The 24,989-nt window shown below is 73.2% G+C and carries 24 protein-coding genes and 1 pseudogene; 16 read left to right on the top strand and 9 right to left on the bottom strand.

From position 1 onward, the window contains the following. Positions 1-121: 121 nt before the first annotated feature. The 3 genes from OG556_RS07640 to OG556_RS07650 all read left to right on the top strand — a co-directional run bounded on the left by OG556_RS07640 (position 122) and on the right by OG556_RS07650 (position 2,405). Positions 122-1,279: a type III polyketide synthase gene (locus OG556_RS07640; protein WP_371516446.1), complete on the top strand. Its 1,158-nt coding sequence runs from the start codon at positions 122-124 to the stop codon at positions 1,277-1,279. Beyond that, entirely contained in the window at positions 1,276-1,860 is a 585-nt protein-coding gene (locus OG556_RS07645; RefSeq protein WP_371516447.1) for an NUDIX hydrolase, read from the top strand. Before OG556_RS07640 ends, OG556_RS07645 begins: the two co-directional genes overlap by 4 nt. 122 nt (positions 1,861-1,982) lie before the next feature. Further along, the gene (locus OG556_RS07650) at positions 1,983-2,405 is read left to right on the top strand and encodes an SHOCT domain-containing protein (RefSeq protein ID WP_371516448.1); all 423 of its coding nucleotides are present in this window, start codon (positions 1,983-1,985) and stop codon (positions 2,403-2,405) included. A 130-nt stretch (positions 2,406-2,535) separates the two neighbouring features. Here OG556_RS07650 and OG556_RS07655 read toward each other — a convergent pair whose 3' ends face one another. Next, entirely contained in the window at positions 2,536-5,016 is a 2,481-nt protein-coding gene (locus OG556_RS07655; protein ID WP_371516449.1) for a Tex family protein, read from the bottom strand. A gap of 167 nt (positions 5,017-5,183) precedes the next feature. Between OG556_RS07655 and OG556_RS07660 the strand changes: the two genes are divergently transcribed. The 6 genes from OG556_RS07660 (at position 5,184) to OG556_RS07685 (ending at position 9,100) form a co-directional block, all read left to right on the top strand. Beyond that, complete coding sequence (locus OG556_RS07660) at positions 5,184-5,603, top strand: PPOX class F420-dependent oxidoreductase (protein WP_371516450.1); 420 nt, start codon at positions 5,184-5,186, stop codon at positions 5,601-5,603. Between the two features lie 64 nt (positions 5,604-5,667). Further along, the gene (locus tag OG556_RS07665) at positions 5,668-6,567 is read left to right on the top strand and encodes an aminoglycoside phosphotransferase family protein (protein WP_371516451.1); all 900 of its coding nucleotides are present in this window, start codon (positions 5,668-5,670) and stop codon (positions 6,565-6,567) included. A 165-nt stretch (positions 6,568-6,732) separates the two neighbouring features. Then, a complete protein-coding gene (locus OG556_RS07670) occupies positions 6,733-7,233 on the top strand; it encodes a DUF6232 family protein (protein WP_371516452.1) in 501 nt (166 codons plus the stop codon). Continuing rightward, a complete protein-coding gene (locus tag OG556_RS07675) occupies positions 7,230-7,553 on the top strand; it encodes a hypothetical protein (RefSeq protein ID WP_371516453.1) in 324 nt (107 codons plus the stop codon). Before OG556_RS07670 ends, OG556_RS07675 begins: the two co-directional genes overlap by 4 nt. Before the next feature lie 130 nt (positions 7,554-7,683). Then, complete coding sequence (locus tag OG556_RS07680) at positions 7,684-8,340, top strand: TetR/AcrR family transcriptional regulator (protein WP_371516454.1); 657 nt, start codon at positions 7,684-7,686, stop codon at positions 8,338-8,340. 25 nt (positions 8,341-8,365) lie between these two features. After that, positions 8,366-9,100, top strand: a complete 735-nt coding sequence (locus OG556_RS07685; protein WP_371516455.1) for a tyrosine-protein phosphatase — start codon at positions 8,366-8,368, stop codon at positions 9,098-9,100. Positions 9,101-9,224: 124 nt separating this feature from the next. On the opposite strand, the gene OG556_RS07690 is transcribed toward OG556_RS07685, so the two are convergent. Next, positions 9,225-10,154 (bottom strand): pentapeptide repeat-containing protein, encoded by a 930-nt coding sequence (locus OG556_RS07690; protein ID WP_371516456.1) that lies wholly within the window; start codon positions 10,152-10,154, stop codon positions 9,225-9,227. Positions 10,155-10,307: 153 nt separating this feature from the next. Between OG556_RS07690 and OG556_RS07695 the strand changes: the two genes are divergently transcribed. Then, positions 10,308-11,051: a GNAT family N-acetyltransferase gene (locus OG556_RS07695; protein WP_371516457.1), complete on the top strand. Its 744-nt coding sequence runs from the start codon at positions 10,308-10,310 to the stop codon at positions 11,049-11,051. On the opposite strand, the gene OG556_RS07700 is transcribed toward OG556_RS07695, so the two are convergent. Both OG556_RS07700 and OG556_RS07705 read right to left on the bottom strand, forming a co-directional pair. Next, positions 10,934-11,821, bottom strand: a complete 888-nt coding sequence (locus OG556_RS07700; RefSeq protein ID WP_371516458.1) for an SGNH/GDSL hydrolase family protein — start codon at positions 11,819-11,821, stop codon at positions 10,934-10,936. The genes OG556_RS07695 and OG556_RS07700 overlap by 118 nt on opposite strands. Before the next feature lie 163 nt (positions 11,822-11,984). After that, positions 11,985-12,338, bottom strand: a pseudogene (locus tag OG556_RS07705) (winged helix-turn-helix transcriptional regulator); the annotation flags it as partial. A 96-nt stretch (positions 12,339-12,434) separates the two neighbouring features. Here OG556_RS07705 and OG556_RS07710 point away from each other — a divergent pair. Beyond that, positions 12,435-13,649 carry a pyridoxal phosphate-dependent aminotransferase gene (locus OG556_RS07710; RefSeq protein WP_371516459.1) on the top strand — a complete coding sequence of 405 codons (1,215 nt, stop codon included), beginning with the start codon at positions 12,435-12,437 and terminating at the stop codon, positions 13,647-13,649. A gap of 31 nt (positions 13,650-13,680) precedes the next feature. Beyond that, positions 13,681-14,013 (top strand): YnfA family protein, encoded by a 333-nt coding sequence (locus OG556_RS07715; protein ID WP_063347058.1) that lies wholly within the window; start codon positions 13,681-13,683, stop codon positions 14,011-14,013. A gap of 96 nt (positions 14,014-14,109) precedes the next feature. On the opposite strand, the gene OG556_RS07720 is transcribed toward OG556_RS07715, so the two are convergent. The 3 genes from OG556_RS07720 to OG556_RS07730 all read right to left on the bottom strand — a co-directional run bounded on the left by OG556_RS07720 (position 14,110) and on the right by OG556_RS07730 (position 16,782). Beyond that, positions 14,110-15,777, bottom strand: a complete 1,668-nt coding sequence (locus tag OG556_RS07720; RefSeq protein WP_371516460.1) for a fibronectin type III domain-containing protein — start codon at positions 15,775-15,777, stop codon at positions 14,110-14,112. 195 nt (positions 15,778-15,972) lie between these two features. Beyond that, positions 15,973-16,227: a hypothetical protein gene (locus OG556_RS07725; RefSeq protein ID WP_063347060.1), complete on the bottom strand. Its 255-nt coding sequence runs from the start codon at positions 16,225-16,227 to the stop codon at positions 15,973-15,975. A 150-nt stretch (positions 16,228-16,377) separates the two neighbouring features. Beyond that, positions 16,378-16,782 (bottom strand): (2Fe-2S) ferredoxin domain-containing protein, encoded by a 405-nt coding sequence (locus OG556_RS07730; protein ID WP_350886398.1) that lies wholly within the window; start codon positions 16,780-16,782, stop codon positions 16,378-16,380. 118 nt (positions 16,783-16,900) lie between these two features. On the opposite strand from OG556_RS07730, the gene OG556_RS07735 reads away from it, so the two are divergent. After that, positions 16,901-17,251 carry a metalloregulator ArsR/SmtB family transcription factor gene (locus OG556_RS07735; protein WP_063347062.1) on the top strand — a complete coding sequence of 117 codons (351 nt, stop codon included), beginning with the start codon at positions 16,901-16,903 and terminating at the stop codon, positions 17,249-17,251. 21 nt (positions 17,252-17,272) lie between these two features. On the opposite strand, the gene OG556_RS07740 is transcribed toward OG556_RS07735, so the two are convergent. Next, on the bottom strand, positions 17,273-18,928 hold the full coding sequence (locus OG556_RS07740; protein ID WP_371516461.1) for an FAD-binding dehydrogenase: 1,656 nt from the start codon (positions 18,926-18,928) through the stop codon (positions 17,273-17,275). A gap of 311 nt (positions 18,929-19,239) precedes the next feature. Between OG556_RS07740 and OG556_RS07745 the strand changes: the two genes are divergently transcribed. Continuing rightward, on the top strand, positions 19,240-20,178 hold the full coding sequence (locus tag OG556_RS07745) for an SGNH/GDSL hydrolase family protein (RefSeq protein ID WP_371516462.1): 939 nt from the start codon (positions 19,240-19,242) through the stop codon (positions 20,176-20,178). Between the two features lie 61 nt (positions 20,179-20,239). Here the strand turns inward: OG556_RS07745 and OG556_RS07750 are convergent, their stop codons facing one another. Continuing rightward, on the bottom strand, positions 20,240-21,361 hold the full coding sequence (locus OG556_RS07750) for a HoxN/HupN/NixA family nickel/cobalt transporter (RefSeq protein WP_371516463.1): 1,122 nt from the start codon (positions 21,359-21,361) through the stop codon (positions 20,240-20,242). 351 nt (positions 21,362-21,712) lie between these two features. On the opposite strand from OG556_RS07750, the gene OG556_RS07755 reads away from it, so the two are divergent. Together OG556_RS07755 and OG556_RS07760 are read left to right on the top strand one after the other, a co-directional pair. Further along, positions 21,713-23,581, top strand: a complete 1,869-nt coding sequence (locus tag OG556_RS07755; RefSeq protein ID WP_371516464.1) for a CocE/NonD family hydrolase — start codon at positions 21,713-21,715, stop codon at positions 23,579-23,581. A gap of 161 nt (positions 23,582-23,742) precedes the next feature. Continuing rightward, on the top strand, positions 23,743-24,981 hold the full coding sequence (locus tag OG556_RS07760) for an IS701 family transposase (RefSeq protein WP_371516237.1): 1,239 nt from the start codon (positions 23,743-23,745) through the stop codon (positions 24,979-24,981). The last annotated feature ends 8 nt before the right edge of the window (positions 24,982-24,989 follow it).

The following is a 24,989-nucleotide window of genomic DNA, read 5'->3' on the forward strand; positions in this document are numbered from 1 at the left end:
TCCCCGCGCCGCCGCCTCCGCCACGGAGCACCGCACGGCGCCCGTTCGACGCATCCGTAGGCCGCCTGCCCGGGCCGCTCGCCAGCCCGCCCGGCCAGGCCACCCAGGGGAGACCCGCACCATGGCAACACTCTGCCGCCCTGCCGTCGCCGTACCCGAGAACGTCATCACCCTCGACCAGACCCTCGACCTGGCCCGCAGCCTGCACGCCGGCCACCCGCAACTCGGCCTCGCCCTGCGGCTGATCGAGAACACCGGGGTGCGGACCAGGCACCTGGTCCAGCCGATCGAGCAGACCCTCACCCACCCGGGCTTCACCGCCCGCAACGCGGTCTACGAGCGGGAGGCCAAGCTCCGCGTCCCCGAGGTGGTCGAACGGGCACTGCGGCACGCCGAGTTGGGCGCCCGGGACATCGACCTGATCATCTACGTGTCCTGCACCGGCTTCATGATGCCGTCGCTGACCGCCTGGCTGATCAACGCCCTGGGCTTCCGCTGCGACACCCGCCAGATGCCGATCGCCCAGCTCGGCTGCGCGGCCGGCGGCGCCGCCGTCAACCGGGCGCACGACTTCTGCCGCGCCTACCCGGGCGCCAACGTGCTGATCGTGTCCTGCGAGTTCTGCTCGCTCTGCTACCAGCCGACCGATCTCGGCGTCGGCTCGCTGCTCTCCAACGGCCTGTTCGGGGACGCCGTCGCCGCCGTGGTGATGCGCGGACACGGCGGCACCGGCGTGCACGTCGAGCGCAACGGCTCGCACCTCGTCCCCGACACCGAGAACTGGATCTCCTACGGGGTCAAGGACACCGGCTTCCACTTCCAGCTGGACAAGCGGGTGCCCGGCACCATGGAGATGCTCGCCCCGGCGCTGCGCGGCCTGGCCGTCGAACACGGCTGGGACGTCTCCGGGTTGGGCTTCTACATCGTGCACGCCGGCGGCCCGCGCATCCTCGACGACCTCTGCCACTTCCTCAACCTGGAGCCGGCCACCTTCCGGTACAGCCGCGCGACGCTGACCGAGCGCGGCAACATCGCCAGCGCCGTCGTCTTCGACGCGCTCGCCCGGCTGTTCGCCGACGGCGGCGTGGCCGACGGCACCACCGGCCTGATCGCCGGTTTCGGGCCGGGCATCACCGCCGAGATCTCGCTGGGGAGTTGGGTCCGAGAGCCGGTCGAGGCCACCCGCCGCCGGCCGCGGGCCATCTCCACCTCGGACATCACACTCGTCCATCCGAGCGCCCCCCGGCGTTTCCCGGCCGGCACTACGATCACCGAATGACTGACACCACGCACCGGGCGGACACCGACGACAGATCCGCCGAACTCGCCACCCTCTTCCCCGCGTTGCACGCCCCGCAGTACTGGACCTGGGGCCGGTACGACGCGCTGTTCTCCACCGTGCTGCCGCCGGACGAGCTGGTGACCAACATCCACCTGGTGGGCTTCGCGGACGACAAGGTGGTCCTCTGCCGGGACGACCGGGACCACTGGTTCCTGCCCGGCGGCACCCGGGAGCAGGACGAGAGCATCGCCACCTGTCTGGCCCGCGAGCTGCGCGAGGAGGCCGGCGCCCGGCTGCTCGGCGAGCCGGACTGGCTCGGCGCGCACCGCTGCCGCACCGAGGACCCGACGCCGTACCGGCCGTGGCAGCCGCACCCGGAGAAGGCGTGGCTGTGGGGCTGGGCGGAGGTCGCGGTGGACTCGACGCCGACCAACCCGGCGGACGGCGAGCAGGTCGTCGAGGTGCGGGCGGTGTCGGCGGACGAGGCGCAGCGGCTGCTGCTGGCCGGGCACGACGCCTGGTGGGGCGAGCTGATCGGGCTGGCCGTGGAGTTGCGGCGGCGGGCCGGGCGGGGCTGACCCCCGCCCCTCCGAGCCCCAGCTCCGAGCCCCGCCCCGAGATATTCCCGCTGGGCCGGAAGACCACTGGAACGGCCGAACAGCAGAGAGCATTGTCCGTTTTGCGGTGATATGACTCGGCCATGGACACCAACATGCTGGCCGTGGACTACCCGGTGCTCAACATCTTCTGGACGATGCTGGAGCTGTTCCTCTGGATCCTCTGGTTCTTCCTGCTGTTCAAGATCATCACAGACGTCTTCCGCAGCCACGACCTGGGCGGCTGGGCCAAGGCCGGCTGGCTGCTCCTGGTGATCGTGCTGCCGCTGATCGGTGTGCTGGTCTACGTGATCGCCCGCGGGAAGTCGATGAGCGAGCGGGACGCCGCCCAGGTCCGGCAGAGCGAGGCCGCCGTCAAGGCCTACATCCGGGAGGCGGCCGGAACCGGCACACCCGGGGGCGGCGGCAGCCACGTCGACGACCTGGCGAGACTGGCGGACCTGAAGGAGAAGGGCGCCATCTCCGAGGAGGAGTACCAGAAGGCCAAGGACAAGCTCCTGACCTGACCCTGCCCGACCCGACCCGCACGGCGGCCGGGGCCGGCGGACGCGCAGACGTCCACCGGCCCCGGCCGCGGCGGTCAGCCGCTCAGCTACTCAGCGCCGCAGCACCTCAGCCGCTCAGTGCCGCAGCCGCTCAGCGCCGCCCGGAGCGGCGGTCACCCGAGGCGTCGCCGCCGGTCAGGCCCGCCCGGCGCAGCGCGTCCGCCATCGCGCTGTTCGCCAGCGGCGCGCCGCCGCCCGAGCCGCCGGAGCCGCCGCCCTGGCCGCGCCGGTCCTGGCCGCCGCCCCGGCGCTCCTGGCGCGGCGGGCGGGCCTGCCGGTCCCCGCGCTCGCCGCCCCGGCCACGGTCGCCGCCGCGCTCACCGCGCTCGCCCCGGTCACCGCGGTCGCCGCCCCGGTCGCGACCGACCTCGTCGTCCAGCCGCAGGGTCAGCCCGATGCGCTTGCGCGGCACGTCCACCGAGACGACCCGGACCTTCACGATGTCGCCCGGCTTGACCACCTCGCGCGGATCCTTCACGAAGGTCCTCGACAGCGCCGAGACGTGCACCAGCCCGTCCTGGTGGACGCCCACGTCGACGAAGGCGCCGAAGGCGGCCACATTGGTGACCACGCCCTCCAGCACCATCCCGACCTCCAGGTCGCCGATCTTGTCGACGCCCTCCTTGAAGGTCGCGGTGCGGAACGCCGGGCGCGGGTCGCGGCCGGGCTTGTCCAGCTCGCCGAGGATGTCGGTGACGGTCGGGATGCCGAAGACCTCGTCGGCGAAGTCGCCCGGGCGCAGGGCCCGCAGCCGTTCGCCGTTGCCGATCAGCCCGCTCAGCTCCCCGCCGGTGGACGCCAGGATGCGGCGCACCACCGGGTACGCCTCGGGGTGCACGCTGGAGGCGTCCAGCGGGTCGTCGCCGTCGGGGATGCGCAGGAAGCCCGCGCACTGCTCGAAGGCCTTCGGGCCCAGCCGGGAGACGTCCTTGAGCTGGCGGCGGGTGCGGAACGGGCCGTTGGCGTCGCGGTGGGCCACGATGTTGTCGGCGAGCGTGCCGGTGATGCCGGAGACCCTGGTCAGCAGCGGCGCCGAGGCGGTGTTGACGTCCACGCCGACGGCGTTGACGCAGTCCTCGACCACCGCGTCCAGCGAGCGGGAGAGCTTCACCTCGCTCAGGTCGTGCTGGTACTGGCCGACCCCGATCGACTTCGGGTCGATCTTGACCAGTTCGGCCAGCGGGTCCTGGAGGCGGCGGGCGATCGAGACCGCGCCGCGGATCGACACGTCCAGCTCCGGCAGCTCCTGCGAGGCGAACGCGGAGGCCGAGTAGACCGAGGCGCCCGCCTCGCTGACCATCGCCTTGGTGAGCTTCAGCTCGGGGTGGCGCTTGAGCAGGTCCTCGGCGAGCTTGTCCGTCTCCCGGGAGGCGGTGCCGTTGCCGATCGCCACCAGGTCGACGTCGTGCTTCTTCGCCAGCGCGGCCAGGGTCGCGAGCGCGGCGTCCCACTTGTTGGCGGGCTGGTGCGGGTAGATCGTGTCGTACGCGACGACCTTGCCGGTGGCGTCCACCACCGCGACCTTCACCCCCGTCCGGAAGCCCGGGTCCAGGCCCATGGTGGCGCGGGTGCCGGCCGGCGCGGCCAGCAGCAGATCGCGCAGGTTGGCGGCGAAGACGCGCACCGCCTCCTCCTCCGCCTCGGCCCGCAGCCGCGACCGCAGGTCGATGCCGAGCCGGACCAGGACGCGGGTGCGCCAGGCCCAACGGACGGTGTCGCCCAGCCACTTGTCGGCCGGGCGGCCGTGGTCGGCGATGCCGAAGCGGGCCGCGATCCGCCGCTCGTAGTCGTTCTCGCCGGGCAGATCGCCCTCCTCGCCGTCGTACGGCGAGAGGTCGAGGTCCAGCACCTCCTCCTTCTCGCCGCGCAGCATCGCCAGGATGCGGTGCGAGGGGAGCTTGGTGTACGGCTCGGCGAAGTCGAAGTAGTCGGCGAACTTGGCGCCGTCCTGCTCCTTGCCGTCACGCACGGTGGCCACCAGGCGGCCTCTGGTCCACATCCGCTCGCGCAGCGAACCGACCAGGTCGGCGTCCTCGCCGAAGCGCTCCACCAGGATCGCCCGGGCGCCCTCCAGCGCGGCGGCCGGCTCGGCGACGGACTCGTTCAGGAACCGGGCGGCCAGCGCCGCCGGATCCTGCGAGGGATCGGCGAGCAGCGTCTCGGCGAGCGGCTCCAGGCCCGCCTCGCGGGCGATCTGCGCCTTGGTGCGCCGCTTCGGCTTGAACGGCAGGTAGATGTCCTCCAGCCGGGCCTTGGAATCGGCGGCCAGCACCTGCGCGCGCAGCGCGTCGTCCAGCTTGCCCTGGGCCTCGATCGACTCCAGGACGGCCGCCCGGCGATCCTCCAGCTCCCGCAGGTAGCGCAGCCGCTCCTCCAGGGTGCGCAGCTGGGCGTCGTCCAGGGAGCCGGTGACCTCCTTGCGGTAGCGGGCCACGAAGGGCACGGTCGCGCCGCCGTCGAGCAGCTCGACCGCGGACTTCACCTGCCCGTCGCGAACGCCCAGTTCCTCGGCGATCTTGCGCTCGATCGCCTGCTGGGCCTGCCGGGCCACCTGTTCGACTGGCGTGGTCACGAAGCCGGTCACCTTCTCCTTCAGTGCTTTCGCCGTACGCCCTGCATTCTGGCAGGTACCGGGGACAGCTCCCGGCCGCACCCGGGGCGGCCGGGCGTGGCGCCCGCCGCCCGCGGCCCCAACCAGACTCAAGCGGTGCCCCGTTGCGCCTTCCTACGCTGACGCGCATGGACACCTCCCCCGCACTGGACGCCTCCCGCGCGCCGGACGCCGCCGCCCGGCTGGAAGAACTCGCCGCCGCCAAGTACCTGCTGTTCACCACCCACCGCAAGAACGGCACCCCCGTGCCCACCCCGGTCTGGGTGGCGCGCGACGGCGACGCGCTGGTCTTCACCACCGTCACCCGCACCGGCAAGGTCAAGCGGCTGCGCAACCGCTCCGACGTGCTGGTCGGGCCGAGCGACATCCGCGGCACCCTGCTCGGCGAGCAGGTCCCGGCCACCGCCGTCCTCGACCCCGACCGCGCGCCCGCCTACCGGAAGCTGCTGCGCCGCAAGTACGGGCTGCTGTGCGCGATCGCGCTGACCGCGAACGTGCTGCGCTTCGGCAAGGGCGGGACGATCGGCGTGCGGGTCACGCTGAGCTGAGGCCGGCCGTACGCATTCCGGGAATCCGCTGAAGGGCACCGATCCGCGCTGTACGCTGCCGGGCATGTGCGCTGCCACCCGGATGCACCCCGACGGACTGGTCATCGACGCGGCCCTGGTAAGGCGGTTGATCTCCGCCCAGTTCCCGGACTGGGTCGGGCTGCCGGTCACGCCGGTCGCCTCCACCGGGACGGACAACGCGATGTTCCGCCTCGGGCCCGAACTCGCCGTCCGGCTCCCCCGGGTGGAATGGGCGGCCGGGGACGTCCGCCGCGAGAAGCAGTGGCTGCCCGCGCTGGCCCCCCGACTGCCGCGGCCGATACCCGCCCCGCTCGCGGTCGGCCGGCCCGCCGCCGGCTACCCCTGGGAGTGGTCGGTGCTCCGCTGGTTCGAGGGCGCCAACCCGGTCGTCGGCGCCCTCGCCGCTCCCGGCGCGCTCGCCCGCGACCTCGCCGCCTTCGTCAACGCCCTGCGCGCCGTCAACCCGGCCGGCGGCCCGGCCGGCCACCGCAGCGTCCCGCTCGCCTCCCGCGACGGCGCCACCCGCGCGGCCATCGCCCAACTCGCCGGAGCGGTCGACACCCACGCCGCAACCGCCCTGTGGGACAAGGCGCTTCGCCTCTCCGAGTACGCCGGCCCGCCCTCCTGGATGCACGGCGACCTCACCCCCGGGAACCTCCTGCTCGACCGGTCCGGCCGGCTCGGCGCCGTCCTCGACTTCGGCCTGATGGGCGTCGGCGACCCCACCGCCGACCTGATCGTCGCCTGGAACCTGCTGCCCGCCTCGGCCCGCCCCGCCTTCCGCGCCGCGCTCCACGCCGATGACGCCATGTGGGCCCGCGGCCGCGCCTGGGCCTTCTCCATCGCGCTGGTGACGATCCCCTACTACCGTCACACCAATCCGGGCCTCACCGCCAACGCCCGTCACGTCGTCCGCGAGGTGCTCGCCGACCGCAGCACCTGACCGGGCCCCGCCGCCGAACGGCCCCGCTGCCGAACGGGCCCCGCCGCTGACCGCGCACCGCCGCCTGACCAGCGGGGCGGCACTCCCGTCGGCGCCGTCGGCGGCCGTTGCTATGGTTCTCCCCGCCACTACGGGTAGGGGGACGCCTTGGCACGCAGAAGCAGTGTGATCGACGTCAGAGTCAGCCGGCGGGTGCTGTGGGTGGGCGGCGACGCCTATCCGCTCCACAACATCGCCCGGGCCCGGCAGTTCCAGCTGCTGCCGCCCAAACGCGCGCGGGTGATCATCCGGTTCGCCCGGCAGGTGATCGGCCTGCTGGTGGCCACCGCCCTCCTCGGTTCGCTGCTCGGGCGCGGCGCGAACCAGGAGACGACCAAGAACGTGATCGGCCTCGTGGCGCTCGCGCTCTTCGCGGTCAGCCTCCACCGGCTGGTCAAGCGGCTGCAGATGCGCACGGTGTACCAGCTGGTCATCGAGACCTCCAGCTCCTCGAACACGGCGGTGGTCAGCCACGACGCCCAGCAGGTCGGCAACCTGATCCAGCTGATCATGGAAGCGATCGACAACCCGCTGGCCGAGTTCGCCCTCCAGGTGGAGAACGTCCACATCGGCGACCAGATCAACCAGTACGGCGACCACAACACCGGAAAGAAGGTCAGCCTGTGAGCGGCGGCATCCACTTCGGGGACTCGGTCACCCAGCACGGTGACCACAACATCGGCATCATCAAGTACCAGGGCCCGGCCGACCCGCAGGCCGCGATGCGCGAACTCATCGCCGCCGTACGCCAGTTGCGCGAGCAGGTGCCGGCCGAGGACCGCGAGGTGCTGGACGAGTCGCTGGCGGACCTCGGCGGCGGGCAGGCCACCCCGCCCGCCACCCTGCGCCGCGCCCTGCGCAACATCTCCGGCGTCGCCGCCCTCGCCGCCGCCGGCGCCCCGGTGGTGGAGTCGATCCGCCGCATCCTGGACTCGCTGAGCTCCTGAGCGCCTGGGATCCCGAGGTCCCGGGCTCCCGAGCAGCGGATGGCGGGCGGCAGGCGGCACCCCACCCGGGGGAAATGTCATACCAGGTTAGAAATCTGCCCGGGTCAGGACCTGCTGCTAGCCTGACGCCATGAGCGGACTGCGGGAACGGAAGAAGGAACGGACGCGGCGGGCGATCTCCGAGGCCGCGATCGCGCTCTTCCTGGAGCACGGCTTCGACGCGGTCCCGGTGGCGGACGTCGCGGCCGCCGCCGAGGTGTCGAAGCCGACGCTGTTCAGCTACTTCCCCACCAAGGAGGACCTGGCCGTCCACCGCTTCGCCGACCACCAGGACCAGGCCGCCGACGTGGTCCGCGGCCGGGCGGCCGGCGAAACGGTGCTGGCCGCCCTGCACCGGGACTTCCTGGACGGGCTCGCCCGGCGCGACCCCATCACCGGGCTCAACGACGACCCCCGGGTCCTGGCGTTCAGCGATCTGGTGTACTCCACGCCGAGCCTGAGGGCCCGGGGCGCCGAATACCTCGCCCGCGCCGAACAGTCCCTCGCCCGGGCGCTGCACGAGGCCCCCGACCTGGCCCCGCCCCGGCACCTCACCGCCCCCCTCCTCGCCGCCCAGGTCACCGCCACCCAGCGGGTCCTCGCCGAACACAACTGGCACCGGATCCGGGACGACGGCCGGACCGCCGACGAACTCCACTTCGAGGCCACCGCCAACGCCGACCGCGCCTTCGAACTCCTCACCGCCGGCTACGAAGGCGCCGGACACCCGGGCCCCATCGGGCGCTGAGGCCCCACTGGTTAGAGTGCCGCGCATGACAACGCGTCAGCTCACCTTCGAACGGCTGCACAACTTCCGCGACCTGGGCGGGCTCCCCGCCGCCGACGGCCGGTCCGTCCGCCGAGGTCTGCTCTACCGCTCCGACTCGCTCGGCAAGCTCACCTCGCCCGCCGACCTCGACCGGCTCCAGGCCCTCGGCGTGCGCACCGTGATCGACCTCCGCTACCCCTGGGAGATCGCCGCCAAGGGCCGGGTGCCCGACTACGAAGGGCTGGTCTACCACAACCTCTCGATCGAGCACCGCCCCTACGACCAGGCCGAGATCGACCCGGACGTCGACCCCTGGCGCTACCTCGCCGACCGCTTCGCCGAGGTCACCGAGGACGGGGTGGAGGAGATCCGCGAGGCCCTGGAGGTGATCGCCGCCGCCGAGGAGCCCGCGGTCTTCCACTGCGCCTCGGGCAAGGACCGCACCGGGCTCATCGCCGCCCTCGTCCTCACCCTGCTCGGCGTCTCCGAGGACGTCATCGCCGCCGACTTCGCCCTCACCGAGCTGGCCACGCCGCACCTCATCGCCGAATGGCACGCCGCCCACCCCGGCCGCACCCTCCGCTGGCCCGGCTACGGACGCGCCCCCGAGACGGTCATCCGCCTCGCCCTCGCCGACCTCACCGCCCGCCACGGCTCGGTCGAGGCCTACGCCACCGGCGCCCTCGGCCTCTCCCCCGCCCGGGCAGCCGCCCTCCGCTCCCGTCTGCTCACCGCCTGACCCCACCCGACGGACCGTCAACGGCACGGCTGTCAGCGCCAGGCAGCAGGCACCGGACGCCAGGAACACCGAGCCCGCCCGGCAGACAGCTGCCGGGCGGGCTCGACCGTTGGCGCGGCAGGCCTCAGCGGCGGCGCGGGCCGCCCGGACGGCCGCCGCTGCGCGGCTTGCGGGGGCCGCGCGCGCCGGCGGCGGCGGCCACCGGGGCGGAGGCCGTGGCGGGCCAGTGGGTGGGCCGGGTGAGGGTGCCCGGCAGGCGGGTGGCGGCGTCGCCGCGGGCCGCGTTCAGCTGGGCCTGGGTGAGGAAGAGGGCCTCGGTGAGGTCCGCGCCGGAGAGGTCGGCGTCGCGCAGGTCGGCGCCGACGAGGTCGGCGAGGCGCAGGTCGGCACCGCTGAGGTCGGCGGCGACGAGCAGGGCGCCGCGCAGGTTGGCCCCGCGCAGGTCGGCGCCGCGCAGCCGGGCGCCGAAGAGGTCGGCGCCGCGGTGTTCGCGGCGGCGGGGGACGGCGGCGCGGACGAGTTCGCTGGCGCGCAGCAGCAGGTCGCTGACCCGCTGCCGGTGGGCGGGGACGTCGACGGCGAGGATCTCCTCGGGGGTGCCGCCGGCGAGCCGGTCGGTCTCCTCCAGGGCCTGCCGCAGCTCGGCGTGGACCGGGCGGGCGGGGGCGTAGCCGAGCGCCTCGGTGAGGTACCAGAGCAGTTCGTGGAGCTGGCGCACCACCGGGAAGACGTCGTACATGGGCTTGGCGTCGGCCGGCGCCTCGCGCCAGCTGCGGCCGCCGAAGGTGACCTGGGAGACGCGCTGCCCGGCGCCGAAGCAGTCGTAGACGGTGCAGCCCTGGAAGCCCCGGTCGCGGAGGCGTTCGTGGATGCCGCAGGTGAAGTCGGTCTGCAGGTTGCGGCAGGCGCTGCCGGCGGCCTTGTCCACGGCGAAGTCCGTCCCGGCGCCGAAGGGCAGGGCGACGCAGCAGAGGCCGAAGCAGCTGGTGCAGTCGGAGCGCAGCTCGGTCGGCTGAGCCGCCGTGGGGTGCTGCGGCGGCTCGGTCTCGCGCACGTCGCGTGGTCCTTCCAGCGTGGGCACCGGCCGTCCGGTGCGTCGAACCGCCAAGCCTACTGGGCACTGGCCACACCCGCCCCACCATCGGTAAGGTGTCAACTGGCAGTGCACCTATTACGAGGTGCGCGCCCACGGCATACGGGGGTAGGAGTGCAGGACCCGACCATCAACGAACTCGTCCGGATGTGGATCGCCGGCTGGAGCGTCTCGCGCGGCGCGGCCGAAGCGGTGGACGAGCCCTGGGGCTGGACGATCGACGTCGGCGTGGTCGGCCACGTCGCCCGGCACGTGCTGCCCGAACCGGCCGAGCCCGACGTCCGCAAGATCGCCGAGGCCACCACCGCACCGGGCACCTGGCTGAAGCTGTTCACCGAGGAAGCCGTCGTCCGGCCCTGGCTGGGCCCGCAGTGGCAGCTCGACCAGCCGGGATACCTGATGACCGTCCCGCTGGCCGCCGAGCGGCCCGAGGTGCCGGCCGGCTACACGGTGACCACCTGGACCCGGGGCGGGACCATCCGGACCCTGGTCCGCACCGAGGCCGGACACCTCGCCGCACGCGGCCAGGCGGGCCTGGCCGGCCCCGTGGCCGTCCCGGACCAGATCCTGACCGCGCCCGAGCACCGGCGCCGGGGCCTGGGCGCCCTGGTGATGCGGACCCTCCAGAACGCCGGGCACGAGGCGGGCGCCGACACCGCCGTCCTGGTCGGCACCCCGGACGGCCGGGCGCTCTACGCCTCGCTCGGCTGGACCACCCGCTCCCCGATGGCGAGCCTGGTCTACGAGCCCGCAGCCGCGCCCGCAGCCGGATCCGCCGCCGAGTCCGCCGCCGGACCCGGAGCCGACCCCGCAGCCGAACCCGGAGCCGACCCCGCAGCCGTCCCCGCAGCCGAGTAGGGCAGCAGCTCGGCCCGCTTCGGCGGCCGGCCGTCGCCGGAGGAGCGCCCGGTCAGCCGGCGGCCGATCCACGGCCCCAGGTGGCCGCCCAGCCAACGGGCGTCGGCACGCAGCCGCTCGGCCCGGCCGGGCGGGGCGGCGGGCGGCAGCGGGGCGCGCCAGTCGGAGGCGGCGGGGCGGCCGAGCGCCTCCAGCACCCCTTCGGCGACCCGGCGGTGGCCCTCGGGCGACAGGTGCAGGCGGTCCTCGGCCCAGAGCCGGCGGTCGTCGAAGCAGGGGGCGGCGAACAGGTCGACGACGGCGACGCCCTCGTCCTGGCCGAGCTCGTGCACGAAGGCCTTCATCCGCAGGATGGCCGGGAGCAGCCGGGCGCTGCCCGCCATCCTGCGGGTCGGGTCGGTACTGGTGAAGAGCACCACGGTGGCGCCGGTGGCGCGCAGCTCCTCGGTGCAGCGGCCGAGCAGCCGCTCGACCCGGGCGATGTCGCAGCCGGGGCGCAGCGCGTCGTTGAGGCCGCCGACGAGGGTCACCAGGTCGGCGCCCATCGCGGTGGCGGCGGGGAGCTGCTCGTCGTGGATCTGGCCGATGAGCTTGCCGCGGACGGCGAGGTTCGCGTAGCGGAAGCCGCCGTCGCCCCCGGCCTCGGCGGCGAGCGCGTCGGCGAGCCGGTCGGCCCAGCCCCGGTAGTGGCCGTCGGGCAGCAGGTCGTCGCACATGCCCTCGGTGAAGGAGTCCCCGACGGCGACGTAACTGCGGTAGGTGGTGGGCACGGGCGGTCTCCGCTCTCCTCCGATGGCTCCGTGGCCCGACGATGCTACGCGCGGCCGGTCCGGGCGCCGGCAGCGGACCCGGCACCGACACCGGCACCGGCATCGGCGCCGGCATCGGCGCCTAACCCGCGACGGGCGCCCCGTCGTCCGCCGCGCTGGGGGTGAACCAGTGCTCGCGGACGGCGTCGGTGGGCCGCTGCTCGCCGAGGGCGGGCAGGCCCCACTCCCCCAGCGCCTCGATCACCGGGCGCAGTTCGCGGCCGCGTTCGGTGAGCTCGTAGACCGTGGCGTTGGCGGGCCGTTCGAGCCGGCGGCGCAGGGCCAGGCCGTCGCCCTCCAGCTGCTTGAGCCGGGCGGCGAGGATGTCGGTGGAGACGCCGGGCAGGTCGGCGTGCAGGTCGGTGTAGCGGCGCGGGCCGCCGAGGAGTTCACGGACGATCAGGAGGCTCCAGCGTTCCCCCACCGCGTCCAGGGCGCGGGCGACGGCGCAGTACTGGTCGTAGCTTCGGCGTGACATGTGGATCAGCATAGCCAAAAGGTTGGACTTTCCAAGTGCCAACTTGGTAGAACAAAGCATCAGCAACGGTGCGGTGGTGACGGTCGGGAGGCCACAGTGGAGTTTCGGCAGTCCAGCAAGCTGAACAACGTGTGCTACGAGATCCGCGGCCCGGTGGTCGACCAGGCCAACGCCCTGGAGGAGGCCGGGCACAGCGTGCTGCGGCTGAACACCGGCAACCCGGCCCCGTTCGGCTTCGAGGCGCCCGAGGAGATCATCCAGGACATCATCCGCAACCTGCCCAAGGCGCACGGCTACAGCGACTCCCGCGGCATCCTGCCCGCCCGCCGCGCGGTGGTGCAGTACTACCAGCAGCGCGGTGTGACCGGAGTCGGCGTCAACGACGTCTACCTCGGCAACGGCGCCTCCGAGCTGATCCAGATGGCCGTCACCGCGCTCGTCGACGACGGCGACGAGGTGCTCGTCCCGATGCCGGACTACCCGCTGTGGACGGCCGTGGTCCGGCTGGCCGGCGGCAAGGCCGTGCACTACCTGTGCGACGAGCAGGCCGACTGGTACCCCGACCTCGACGACATCGCCGCCAAGATCACCGCCCGCACCAAGGCCATCGTCGTCATCAACCCCAACAACCCCACCGGCGCGGTCTACCCGAAGGAACTGCTGGAGGGCATCCTCGACCTGGCCCGCCGCCACCAGCTGATGGTCCTGGCCGACGAGATCTACGACAAGATCCTCTACGACGACACCGAGCACCACTGCCTCGCCACCCTCGCCGACGACGTCCTCACCCTCACCTTCAACGGCCTCTCCAAGGCCTACCGGGTGGCCGGCTTCCGCAGCGGCTGGCTGGTCGTCTCCGGGCCCAAGCAGCACGCCGCCGACTACCTGGAGGGCCTGACCATGCTCTCCGGCATGCGGCTGTGCCCCAACGTGCCCGCCCAGTTCGCCGTCCAGGCCGCGCTCGGCGGCCACCAGTCCATCAACGACCTGGTGCTGCCCGGCGGCCGCCTCACCGAACAGCGCGACGTCGCCTTCAGGGCCCTCAACGAGATCCCCGGCGTCAGCTGCGTCAAGCCCAAGGGCGCCCTGTACGCCTTCGCCCGGCTCGACCCGGCGGTGCACCGGATCGTCGACGACGAGCGGTTCGTGCTGGACCTGCTGCTCCGCGAGAAGATCCACGTCGTCCAGGGCACCGGCTTCAACTGGCCCCGCCCGGACCACTTCCGCTTCGTCACCCTGCCCCGCGCCGACGACCTGGAGACGGCCATCAACCGCATCGGCCGCTTCCTCGCGACGTACCGCCAGTCCTGAGCGCACCTGACACAACCTAGGCTTGCCGGTCATGACCGTCCTGCGTTCCGTCGCCCTGTTCGTCGTCGCCGCCCTCGCCGAGATCGGCGGCTGCTGGCTGATCTGGCAGAGCGTGCGCGAGCAGCGGCCGTGGTGGCTGGCCGGGCTGGGGGTGGTGGTGCTCGGCGGGTACGGCTTCGTCGCGGCGCTCCAGCCGGACAGCCACTTCGGCCGGGTGCTGGCCGCGTACGGCGGGGTGTTCGTCGCCGGGTCGCTGCTCTGGGGCGTGGTCGTGGACGGCTTCCGGCCGACCCGCTACGACGTGGTGGGCGCGCTGGTCTGCCTGGCCGGGGTCGCGGTGATCATGTACGGGCCCCGGCGCTGAGCGCACCGGGCCCCGGATCGGGCCCCGCACGCACGGGGCCCCGGCGTCGAGGTGCGGACTTCCTCGACGCCGGGGCCCGGCGAGCCGGTTCGGGGACTACCAGCCCCAGCCGCCGCCCTGACCGTCGTCGTCGTGGTCCGAGTCCCAGCCCTCGCCGACCTTGCGCAGGATCGTGTAGTTGTCGATCTGCGTGCCGTCCTCGGCCAGCGCGGTCACCTTCATGGACGACTTCTGGCCCAGGTGGGCCGGGGTGACGTCGACCTTGATGAAGGAGTAGCCGGTGTAGCGCACCCGCGACCACTGGATGGTCTCGGGGACCTTCACCTTGCCCTTGCCCCAGTAGTAGGTCTTCACCTCGTCCTGGTGGTTCTCGTGCCCCTCGTAGGTGTCCGGCACGTCGAACTTGTACAGGCTGCGGCCGGCCGCGCCCGCGGTCACGTAGACGACGCCGTCCTTGGCCGGCTCGATGGTGGCGCCGCTCGGCACCTGCTTCGAGACCTTGTTGCCGAGGATCGCGTCGGTGCGCTCGTAGATGTGGTTGTGGCCGTTGATGACCAGGTCCACCCGGAACTTCTCGAACAGCGGCACCCAGGCCTCGCGGACGCCGCCCTCGGAGGCGTGCGCGACGGTGGTGGAGAAGGCGCAGTGGTGGAAGAAGACCACGACGAAGTCGATCGTCTCGTCGTTGCGCAGGTCCTTGAGGGTGCGCTCCAGCCACTTGGTCTGCTTGTTCGCCGAGATGCCCAGGTTGGCCGGGATCTCGTAGGAGACGTCGTTGGCGTCGAGCGAGATGACGCCGACGTTCTTGTAGCGGAAGGTGTAGACGCCGGGGACCTTGCGCGGGTCCGGGCCGTTGTCCGGGAGGAAGAAGCGGGTGTTCTCGCCGCCGTACCCGTTGGGCGAGTACCAGGCCTCGATGTCGTGGTTGCCGTAGGCGACCATCCACGGGATCTCCGCGGCGACCGTCTCGGTCTGGACCAGGAAGTCGTCCCAGGTCTTCGCGTTGTACGAGGCCTTGTCCGGGTCGGTGCCGGAGCCCGCCGGGTCGGCGTAGCAGATGTCGCCGGCGTGCAGGTGGAAGGACGGCTTCTGGGCCTTGATGATGTGGTCGTTGCCGGCCGCGTGCGAGCTGACGCCCTGGTCGCCGAAGGCGGTGAAGGTGAACGGCTCGTAGACCTTGCCCCAGCGGTGGTCGCGGGAGGGCGCGGTGCGGAAGGTGTGCAGGGTGGAGATCTGCTGCTGCGAGGCCGGGTCGAAGCCCTCGTGGCCGACACCGTAGTAGTAGGTGGTGTCGGGGTGCAGGTCCTCCAGCGCCACGTGCAGGTAGTACTGGTCCACCGGCTGGCTGTTCGGGGTCAGCGCCGGGGTGTGCAGGGTGCGGACCTCGGCCTGGAGCTTGTGGCTGAGCTCCCACGGGGTCTTGCCGTAGCGCAGGAACGGCTTCTTGACCGGCGCCGGGACCTGCCAGGAGATGCGGAACTGGGTGTCGGGCTCGGGCCCGAACTGGAGGTGGCGCCCGATCGGCGCGACCAGCGAACCGTCGACGCCGGCCGTCGTGGCACCGGTCAGCAGCTGCGGGCTCGCCGGCGCGGCGAAGGCCGTTCCGCTGCCCAGCGCGCCGCCGACGGCGACGGCACCGACGGTCACGGCGCCGGCGCGCAGCATCCGGCGGCGGGAGAAGCGGGCCCGCAGGTACTCGTGCTGCTCGGCCGTGCTCATGCGGTCAGCGAGCTTGGCCGGTACGCCCATGTGAGGGATATCCATGCGCGGGACTCTTCCAGCGACGCGTTGACCGCACACGGACGCGGGGTGAACGGGCCGCAGCGCGCCGCCCATTCGAACACCAATGTTCGACCATGATCAGGTAAAGAACGCGCCCGCACCGGGCCGACCCCGGATCATGGCCGCCGCCGGCGGCGCGGCCTGAGCCCCCGTCGGCGCCGGCGCGGACGGGGGCGCTCAGCCGGAGGGCTCGTCCCAGGTGGAGGGGGACCGGTTGCCGGTGCCGTCGCAGGTGCGGCAGATCTCGTCCCGGTAGGCGTGCTTGGCGCCGGTCGCGTCCACCCGGTAGCGGACGTACACCCCGGTGCCGTCGCAGAGGAAGCAGTTGCCGCCCCCGCCGCCCACCTCGGTGGTCCCGGTGCCCTGACAGGTCCGGCAGCTGAGACCGGCGGTCCGGCCGGTGCCCGCGCAGATGCGGCAGACCGTCGTCATCGTCGTCCTCCCTGGGCGGAACCGCTGGCAGCCACCGGTCATGCTAGTGGGACCGCCGAGGGCGGCGTCCAGCGGATCCTGCTCGGCCGCCGGATCGGCCAACCCCGCTGCGTCCCAACCGTGATGAGGACGGATCGGCTCCACCGTCCGCTACTCCGCCAGGCCCTCGCGGACCCGGCGGGACACCGAGATCAGCTGGAGGTCGAGCAGTCCGGGCGGGTCGGCCAGCCCGGGGCCGCCCGCGTGCACCCAGGCGGCTATCTCGTCGATCATGTCGTCCGCCAGCACGAAGCCCAGCCAGACCGGGCGCCCGCCCGCCGCCCGCCCCTCCCCGGAGGGGCCGACCACCACCACGTTGGACTGGGTGCACACGTCCAGGCACTTGACCGCGCGGACCCGGCCCGCCGTACCCACCGCGGCCCGCAGCCGCTCGTACTGCCCGGCGTGGTCCACCCCCGGGTGCTTGGCCTCGGTGCCGCAGCAGCAGCCCCGGCAGACGGTGACGGTCACCGGGGAGGCGGCCGCCTGCTTGCGGTCCCGGTCTCGGCGGCTCATCGGCTCTGGAACTCCTCCTGGTCACGGGGCACGCTGCACGCGCAGCCTACCCGTCATGCCGAGAACCACTGCCGGGTACCGGGTGCCGGGGTTCGGCGGCGGTCCGTAGGATGCCCCCATGGGACACGCGACCACCGAGAAAGCCGTACCGCGGATGCGCCTGGACGCCTCCAACGCGGCCAAGGTCGCGACCACCCTCCAGGCGCTGGCCACCCCCTCCCGGCTGCTGATCCTCGCCGAACTGCGCGAGGGCCCGCGCGCGGCGACCGAACTCGCCGACGCCGTGGGCATGGAGCAGTCCGCCTGCTCCCACCAGCTGCGGCTGCTGCGCAACCTCGGCCTGGTCGTCGGCGAGCGCCGGGGCCGCTCGGTGGTCTACTCCCTGCACGACGACCACGTCGCCGCCCTCCTCGACCAGGCCGTGTACCACGTCGAGCACCTGCGGCTGGGCCTCACCGACGAGCGCTGAGGCCGCACCCGCCCCGGTCCCCTACGCCGTGGCCTGCGCCGCCGCGCGGCCGGCGGTGCGGCCGGAGAAGAGGCAGCCGCCGAGGAAGGTGCCCTCCAGGGAGCGGTAGCCGTGGACGCCCCCGCCGCCGAAGCCGGCGGCCTCCCCGGCGGCGTAGACGCCCGGGAGGGGTTCGCCGTCGGGGCGCAGGACGCGGGCGGAGAGGTCGGTCTCCAGGCCGCCGAGGGACTTGCGGGTGAGGATGTTGAGCCGGACGGCGATCAGCGGGGCGGCGCCGGGGTCGAGGATGCGGTGCGGCGGGGCCACCCGGATCAGCTTGTCGCCGAGGTAGCGGCGGGCGCCGTGGACGGCGGTGACCTGGAGGTCCTTGGAGAAGGGGTTGGCGAACTGCCGGTCGCGGGCCTCGACGGTGCGGCGCAGCTCGGCGGGATCGATCAGCGATTCGCGGGTCCTGGCGTTCATGCCGCGGGCGAGGTCGGCGAGGTTGCTCGCGACGACGAAGTCGGGCCCGTGCCGCAGGTGGCTGCGGACCGGACCGGGGGCGCCGGGCAGGGCGCGGCCGAGGACGCCGCGCACGGACTTCCCGGTCAGGTCCGGGTTCTGCTCCGAGCCGGAGAGGGTGAACTCCTTCTCGATGATGCGCTGGTTGAGCACGAACCAGGTGTGCCCGTACCCGGTGGACATGATGTGGTCGAGCGTGCCGAGGGTGTCGAAGCCGGGGAAGAGCGGGACGGGCAGCCGGTTGCCGCGCGCGTCCAGCCAGAGCGAGGACGGGCCGGGCAGGATGCGGATGCCGTGCCGGGCCCAGATCGGGTCCCAGTTCTCGATGCCCTCGGTGTAGTGCCACATCCGGTCGCCGTTGATGAGGCTGGCACCGGCGTCGCCGGCGATGCCGAGCATCAGCCCGTCGACGTGGGCGGGGACGCCGGAGAGCAGTTTGGCGGGCGGGGTGCCGAGCCGGGCGGGCCAGGCCTTGCGGACGAGGTCGTGGTTGCCGCCGATGCCGCCGGAGGTCACGATCACGGCCTGGGCGCGCAGTTCGAACCGTCCGGCGGCCTCGCGCGAGCTGGCCTCGCCGCGGGCGGCCGAACTGGGCACCAGCACCTCGCCGGTGACGGTGTCGGTGACGCCCGCGGTGGCGGCCAGGCCGGTGACCCGGTGCCGGAAGCGCAGGTCGACCAGCCCGCGGGCGGCGGCGGAGCGGACCCGGCGGACGAAGGGCTCCAGCAGTCCGGGCCCGGTGCCCCAGGTGATGTGGAAGCGGGGCACCGAGTTGCCCGGGCCGTCGGCGAGGAGGCCGCCGCGCTCGGCCCAGCCGACGACGGGGAAGAACCGGACGCCCAGGCCGTACAGCCAGGAGCGCTTCTCGCCGGCCGCGAAGTCGACGTAGGCCTCGGCCCAGCGGCGCGGCCAGGCGTCCTCGGGCCGGTCGAAGCCGGCGGTGCCGAACCAGTCCTGGCGGGCGAGGGCGTGTGAGTCGCGGATCCGCATCCGGCGCTGCTCGGGCGAGTCGACCAGGAAGAGGCCGCCGAAGGACCAGTGCGCCTGGCCGCCGAGCGAGGCCGCGGGCTCCTGGTCGAGCAGGATCACCTTCCGTCCGGCGTCGGCGAGTTCGGCGGTGGCGGCGAGTCCGGCGAGTCCTGCTCCGATGACGATGACGTCGGCGTCCAGGGCCATGCGCAGTCCTCCGTCGCGGCGAGCGGGACGGCGCGCGCGGGGTGGGCGCCGTCGCTGTGCGCCCGATACTGCGGCCTGCGGTGACGTCCGGTCAACCGGCCGGTAACAACCGACTGCGGCAATTCCGCTCCACACCGTTTCGGAAATGTCTTCGACACGCGGTGGAGCGAAATGCGAAATGCGATCTGACGGAATTTCGGAAATTTCCGCGCACGGCATGGACGTCCACGAAACCAACAAGTAACTTACCTGCGAGTAGCCGCGGCCCGGCACGACCCCCACCCGTCGTTTCTCTCCCCCCAGGAGGAACCGTGCTCCCCCCTGCCCGGAAGCCCCGACACCTGCGCAGCTCCACCGCACTCGCCACCGTCGCCCTGGGCGCCGCCCTCGCACTCACCTCCACCAGCGCCCAGGCCGCCACCCCGGCGCCCAGGCACCTCGTGGCGCTCGGCGACTCCTACGCCGCCGGTGCGGGCGTGCCCGGCCAGTCGGCCGGCCTGTGCCTGCGCTCCGACCGCAACTACGGCCACCTGGTCGCCGCCGCCCTCAAGGCCGGCGCGTACACCGACGTCACCTGCGCCGCCGCCAAGGTCAAGGCCATGACGCAGCCGCAGTACGACGCCTTCATCCGGGTCAACGACCCGCAGCTGGACGCGGTGACCCCCGACACCGACCTGGTCACCCTCGGCATCGGCGGCAACGACCTCGCGGCCAGCGACCTCGGCCTCGGCGAACTCGTCGCCACCTGCATCGCCGGCGCGGTCGTCAACCCGCTCGGCACGCCCTGCAAGGACGTCTACCACCACGGCTACTGGGACTGGAGCAGCTGGTCCTGGCAGTACGGCAACGACGACCTGGCCGAGCGGATCACCAGCAGCATCGCGCCGCAGGTCGCCGACACGCTGCGACGCATCCACGCCAAGGCGCCGCGGGCCCGGGTGCTGCTCGTCGGCTACCCGTCCGTGCTGCCCGCCGACGGCCGCTCGTGCATCCTGCGCCAGCCCGTGACCCCGGGCGACGTCGAGTACATGCACGGCGTGCTCGACAAGCTGAACGCCGCGCTCAAGTCCACCGCCGCGGCCGGCGGCGCGACGTACGTCGACACCGCCACGCCCACCGCCGGGCACGACGTGTGCTCGGACGACCGCTGGATCGAGGGCGCGCTGCCCGGCTCGCCCGCCGTGCCGTTCCACCCGAACGCCACCGGCGAGAAGGTGATGGCGGACGCGGTGCTCGCCGCGCTGCGGTAGGCCCCGGAAACCCCGAGGGGGCGGTGACCGGACTCCGGTCACCGCCCCCTCGGGGTCTGCGCTACTCCGACTTGGCGGCCGCGGCGGCCAGGCCGGCCGACCACTTCTCCTCGACCTTGCCGAACTTCCAGTAGGCGATCGCCCCGACCCAGGTCAGCACGAACAGGCCGACGATCGCGTAGCCGACGAAGTTGAGGTCCAGCCCGCCGATCCAGGCGATCGGGCCGCTGGTGATGTCCAGCTTCTCGCCGAGCAGGCCGATCAGCTCGACCAGGCCGATCACCAGCGCGACCAGCACCGACAGGCCGGTGACGGTCAGGTTGTAGTAGATCTTGCGGACCGGCTTGGAGAAGGCCCACTCGTAGGCGAAGTTCATGAACGAGCCGTCGATGGTGTCCAGCAGGCTCATCCCGGCCGCGAACAGGATCGGCAGCGTGAGCAGCGCGTACCAGGGCAGCGAGAACGCCGCCGCGCCGCCGGCCAGCACCAGCAGCGACACCTCGGTCGCGGTGTCGAAGCCGAGGCCGAACAGCAGGCCCACCGGGTACATGTGCCAGGGCTTGGTGACGGCCCTGGTCACCCGGCCGAGGATGCGGTTCATCAGCCCGCGCCGCTCCAACTGGCGCTCCAGCTCGGCCTCGTCGTACTCGCCCACGCGCATCCGGCGGAACACCTTGAGGATGCCGTTGAAGGCGCCCAGGTTGATCAGGCCGAGGAGCAGCAGGAACGTCCCGGAGACGGTGGTGCCGATCAGGCCGGTCATCGTGTGCAGGGTCGAGTCGTCCGCCTCCACCTGGTCGGCGAGCGAGCGGATGCCGAAGGCGAGCAGCGCGCAGAGGCCGAAGACGATCGAGGAGTGCCCGAGCGAGAACCAGAAGCCGACCGACAGGGGCCGCTTGCCCTGGCCCATCAGCTTGCGGGTGGTGTTGTCGATCGCCGCGATGTGGTCCGCGTCGAAGGCGTGCCGCATCCCGAGGGTGTAGGCGGTCAGGCCCATGCCCGCGCCGAACACCTGCCCGCCGACGTCGTAGTGCTCGGGCGCGACCAGCGCGAGCAGGGTGAACCAGCCGACGACGTGCAGCGCGAGGATGAACCCGCCCATTCCGGCCAGGCGCATCCACTCCTCCCGGGTGAGCCGGTCACGCCATCTGACGGGCGAGGCACCTGCGGCGGGGCTGGACATCCTGTGGTCCTTTCGGGTGGTCCGGGCGAAGCTGGGCCATCTTTCCCCCCTCGGGGAAGCAGTTGCAAGTCATGTGCAAATGCCGGACGACGGCGAACGGGGGCACGCGGGCGCGGACGAGGGGCGTACGGCGGCGGGCGCACGCCCGTTCGCATCGGGCTCCGTCCGGCCGCCCCATCCGCCCCCCCGACCCGGCCGCCCCGAGCGGCGGGCCGCGACCACGGCGCCGTCTTCGTCAGGAAATCGGACGATTCCTCCCCTAGGGTCGAGATGCCGACGCCCGCGGCACGCCCCCCCCACGCGCCGCGGGCCCTCCGGCGCTCACCGGCCCGGGATCCGATGGGAGCGGCCATGCCGTCCTACCCCTTCCGCACCACCCGCGAGGACGTCCGCATCCCGCTGCCCGACGGCACCCGACTGGCCGCCCGGCTGTGGCGCCCGGTCAGCGACGAACCCGTCCCCGCCCTGCTGGAGTACTCCGCCGGCCGGCTCACCGACCGCACCGCCGCCGAGGACGCCCGCCGCCACCCCTGGTACGCCGGCCACGGCTACGGCGCCGTCCGGGTCGACACCCGCGGCCACGGCAACTCCGACGGCCTGCCCGGCGAACCCGGCGGCGACCAGGAGCTCGACGACGGCGCCGCCGTCCTCGACTGGCTCGCCCACCGCCCCTGGTGCAGCGGCCGGGTCGGCCTGCTCGGCGTCGGCGCCGCCGGCACCACCGCCCTGCTGCTCGCGGCCCGCGCCCCCGACACCGTCGGCGCCGTGGTCACCGTCTGCCCCGAAGGCGGCCACCGCCTCGGCGGCGCCCTGCTCGCCGCCGACCTGCACACCCGGCTCACCGCCCTGGTCGCCGGCGCCGCCCTCCCGCCCGACCCCCGGCACGTCGGCGACGCCTGGCGCACCGACTGGCTGGCCCGCCTCGAATCCCTGGACCCGCCCGTCGACGCCTGGCTCACCGCCGGCGAGACCACCGTCCCCGTCCCCGCCCCCACCTTCGCCGTCGCCGGCTGGGGCGACCCGTCCTGCTCCTTCGTGCTGCGCCTGCTCGCCACCTCCCCCACCGCCCGCGCCCTGCTCGGCCCCTGGCCGCACGGCCTGCCCGAGGACACCCTCCCCGAGACCCTGCGCTGGTGGGACCACTGGCTGCGCGACCTCGACACCGGCGCCCTGGCGGAGCCCGCCCTGCGCAGCTGGATCGGCACCCGCTGGACCGGCGAGGAGGCCTGGCCCTCCCCCGACGTCCGGGAGATCCACTACGGCCTCGACGGCCCGCTGCGCACCGCCGGCACCGCCTCCGACGACCGCCACGTCCGCGTCCGCTCCCCGCAGCACACCGGCCTCAACGCCGGCGCCTACGTCCCGCTCGGCCGCCCCGCCGACCAGCCGCCCGACCAGCGCGAGGAGGACGGCCGCTCGGTCTGCTTCGACTCCCAGCCGCTGCCCGAACCGGTCGAACTGCTCGGCATCCCGACCGTACGGCTGCGCCTGCGCGCGGGCGGCCCGCCCGCCCAGATCACCGCCCGGCTCTGCGCCGTCGGCCCGGACGGCACCTCCACGCTGCTCACCCGGGGCGTCCTGGTCGCCACCGGCCCCGACGCGGACGTCGAGCTCGCCGCCTGCGCCGGCACCCTCCCGGCCGGGCACCGGCTGCGGCTCGCCCTCTCCTCGGTCTACTGGCCGTGGGTGTGGCCCACCCCGGACGACGCCGGCTATGCCATCGACCCGTCCCGCTCCGCCCTCACCCTGCCCACCCGGCACCTCGCCGCCGACGTCGGCGCCGCCCCCGTCGCCTTCGAGGCCCCCGCCCTGCCCGAGCCGCTCGACATCCACCGCACCGAGCCGCTGACCGCCCGGCCCGAGCACGTCACCGTGCACGACATCGGCCGCCGGGAATGGCGCGCCGAACTCTCCCCCGCCACCGACGGCAGCCGCACCCACCCCGACGGCCTGGTCCGCGACGAGCACACCGTCACCGCCTACCGGGTGCTCACCGACGCCCCGCTCAGCGCCCAGGCCCGCACCGACCACACCGTGCGCCTCGAACGCCCCGACATCGGCTGGGACGTCACCGTCCAGACCCGCACCCAACTGCGCTGCGACGCCGGGCACTTCCTCAGCATCGTGCAGCTGCGCGCGCTGGAGGCCGGTTCGGTGGTGTTCGCCCGGGAATGGCAGCACCGCGTACCGCGCTGGATTCCTCAGGGCAATTCCAAGTAATCCTTATACCTTTGCTTTCAATTCCCGCATTGCTTTATAAATGGCGGCATGAAGACCCTCGGCCTGATCGGCGGCATGAGCTGGGAATCCACCGCCGAGTACTACTAGTACTTCGTTAGGTTGATTTGATCTTGTGGTCGTGGCGGTGCATGCTGCGGTCTGTGGATCTTGGTGAGGTGGAGAAGCTTCGTGGGGACCTCGGCGACTTCGTGGCCGAGGTCTTCGCATCGCTCGCGCGCAAGGATCAGCGCCGGCAAGGGGATTGCTATCTGCGCGGGCTGATGTTGGACGGGCGGCGCAAGTCGATCCAGCCGATGGCCGAGCGGCTGCCGGACGGGAACATGCAGGCGCTGCAGCAGTTCGTCAGCCAGTCGCCGTGGGACCACACGCCGGTTCTGCGGCAGATCGCACGGAAGATGACCGCCGCCCTCGCGCCGGAGGCGTGGGTGATCGACGACACCTCGTTCCCGAAGGCCGGCGACCAGTCCGTGGCCACGTCTCGGCAGTACTGCGGCGCGCTGGGCAAACGCTCTCTCTGCCAGGTCGGGGTGAGCGTCCACGCCGTCACCGACCAGGCCTCCGGCCCGCTGTCCTGGCGGCTGTTCGTGCCGCCGGAGTGGGACGATCGTGACGATGCCCGCCGCCGTCGCACCGGCCTGCCACCGGAGGTCGGGCACGTCGAGAAGTGGCGCCTGGCCGTCGACGCCCTCGAAGAGTTGATCTCCTGGGGGCTCGCCCCGCAGGTCGTGGTCGCCGACGCGGGCTACGGCCAGTCCGCCGCGTTCCGCCATGCCCTGCGCTCACGGGGCCTGGACTACATCGTGGCGGTGCGCGGCGACGAGACCGCGCACCGCCACGACGCCGAACCGGTGGCGCCCGCCTATGGCGGTGCCGGCCGCAGGACACTGCCCCGTTACCGCACGGATTCCGTCGCCCTGCACGAGCTCGCCACCGAAGGCGGGCGCCGTGCGTTTCGGCAGGTCACCTGGCGTCAGGGCAGCCGCGGGGCGATGCGCTCGCGCTTTCGCGTCCTGCAGGTGCGGCCCGCGGGGAAGATCCCCCGGACGCTCGCCGCCGCCGAGGCCGGCGGCGGCGCCGCATGGAACGGCGTCCTACCGGCCGAGACCCTGCTGGTCGAATGGCCTCCCGGCGCGACCGCGCCCACCGACTACTGGCTCACCAACCTGCCACCCGACACCGTGATCCGCCGCCTCGTGCGCCTGGCCAAGATCCGCTGGCGCATCGAGCACGACTACCGCGAGATGAAACACGGCCTGGGCCTGGACCACTTCGAGGGCCGCACCTGGCGCGGCTGGCACCACCACGTCACCCTGGTCACCGCCGCCCACGCCTTCCTCACCCTCCGGCGCCTCGACCCAAAAGTCGAGACGCCGGCCTGACCTTCTAC

The sequence above is a fragment of the Kitasatospora sp. NBC_01300 genome (genome assembly GCF_041435235.1).
In the GTDB taxonomy this organism is placed as follows: domain Bacteria; phylum Actinomycetota; class Actinomycetes; order Streptomycetales; family Streptomycetaceae; genus Kitasatospora.